The sequence below is a fragment of the Streptomyces sp. AF1A genome, assembly GCF_047340315.1.
GTDB lineage: Bacteria > Actinomycetota > Actinomycetes > Streptomycetales > Streptomycetaceae > Streptomyces.
In genome coordinates this window covers 1-1,745 of record NZ_JBLEBI010000366.1, presented here as the reverse complement: position 1 = coordinate 1,745, position 1,745 = coordinate 1, and the positions used below count along the sequence as shown (strand labels likewise).

General features: G+C 77.1%; 2 protein-coding genes. Both read left to right on the top strand.

Going from position 1 to position 1,745, the window contains the following annotated elements; all coding sequences use genetic code 11:
* Positions 1-86 precede the first annotated feature (86 nt).
* Entirely contained in the window at positions 87-857 is a 771-nt protein-coding gene (locus ACLU3S_RS36865; RefSeq protein WP_413956332.1) for a polysaccharide deacetylase family protein, read from the top strand.
* Positions 854-1,745, top strand: an 892-nt coding sequence (locus ACLU3S_RS36860; protein ID WP_413956331.1) for a glycosyltransferase, incomplete at its 3' end; no start/stop codon positions are given. The genes ACLU3S_RS36865 and ACLU3S_RS36860, both read left to right, overlap by 4 nt.

Genomic DNA, 1,745 nt, shown 5'->3' with positions numbered 1-1,745 from the left:
GTTCGTCCTGCTCGCCCGGCCCCTGGGCGCCCGGGACGCGGCACCCGCACTCCGCTCCGTACGCATCCTCACCCGAAGGCTCGCCCATGCCGTCTTCCGTTGAGTCCCCCGCCCGCTCCTGCTCCCCGGCCGCCACGGCCACCGGCCCGGTCCCGTGGATCGCCATGTACCACTCGGTCGGCGACTGCTCCGACGACCCGTACCGCGTCACCGTCAGCCCCGGCCGGCTGGAGCGCCAGCTGCGCTGGCTGCGCGGGCGGGGGCTGCGCGGGGTGTCGGTGGCCGAGCTGCTCGCGGCCCGCGCCCGGGGCGAGGGCCGCGACCTGGTGGGCCTGACCTTCGACGACGGCTACGCCGACTTCCTCGACCACGCCGCCTCGCTGCTGACCCGGTGGCGGTGCACGGCCACCGTGTTCGTGCTGCCCGGGCGGCTCGGCGGCGACAACGCCTGGGACCCGCTCGGCCCGCGCAAGCCCCTGCTGACCCCCGACGGCGTCAGGCGCGCCGCCGACGCGGGCATGGAGATCGGCTCGCACGGCCTCACCCACGTCGACCTCACCCGCGCCGACGACACCCGGCTGCGGGGCGAGACCGCCGAAAGCCGCGCTCTGATCGAGGAGTTGACCGGACGGCCGGTCACCGGCTTCTGCTACCCGTACGGCACGGTCGACCGGCGTGCCGTGCAAGCCGTGCGGGAGGCCGGGTACGGCTACGCCTGCGCCATCGACCCCGGCGCCCTGACCGGCCCGCACGCCCTGCCGCGCGTGTACGTGGGGCAGCGCGACACCGCCGTACGCCTGTACCTGAAGCAGCGGCTGCACCGGTGGCGCCGGCGTCCCGTCGAGGGGCCGCGGTGAGGGCGCTGCACGTCATCACTGGCCTCGGGGTGGGCGGCGCCGAACAGCAGCTCCGGCTGCTGCTGCGGCACCTGCCGGTGGAGTGCGAGGTGGTGACGCTGACCAACCCCGGCCCGGTGGCCCGGGGCCTGGAATCCGACGGGGTGCGGGTGCTCCACCTCGGCATGGCCGGCAACCGCGACCTGGCCGCACTGCCCCGGCTGGCCCGGATCATCCGCCGCGGCCGGTACGACCTCGTGCACACCCACCTGTACCGGGCGTGCCTGTACGGGCGGATCGCCGCCCGGCTGGCCGGGGTGCGCGCGGTCGTCGCCACCGAACACTCCCTCGGCGACTCGCAGTTGGAGGGCCGGCCGCTCACCCCGGGGGTGCGCGCGCTGTACCTCCTGGGCGAGCGGCTGGGCCGGTCCACGGTCGCCGTCTCCCCCACGGTCGCCGCCCGGCTCACCCGGTGGGGCGTGCCCGCGCCGCGCGTGGTCGTGGTGCCCAACGGCATCGACCTGGCGCGGTTCGCCTTCGACCCGGTGGCGCGGCTGCGCACCCGTGAGCGTCTCGGGCTGTCCGCCGACGCGTTCGTCGTCGGCGGCATCGGCAGGCTCGTCCCCGGCAAGCGCTTCGGCGTCCTGGTCCGCGCCCTCGCCCGGCTTCCCGGGGACTGCCGGCTGCTGCTGGTCGGCGGGGGCCCCGAGGAGGCGGCCCTGCGGCGCACCGCGCGGGAGGCGGGAGTCGCCGGGCGGGTGCTGTTCACGGGCGAGCGGCCGTACCTCCCCGACGGCTCCCCCGGCCCCGGACTGCCCGCGCTGGCCTCGGCGATGGACGTGCTCGCCGCGCCGTCCGCCGAGGAGGCGTTCGGCCTCGCGGTCGTGGAGGCCCTCGCGGCCGGCCTGC

Bases quoted from the DNA above. Each gene is read 5' to 3' on its own strand.
- ACLU3S_RS36865 (WP_413956332.1), top strand. From the start codon at position 87: ATGCCGTCTTCCGTTGAGTCCCCCGCCCGCTCCTGCTCCCCGGCCGCC.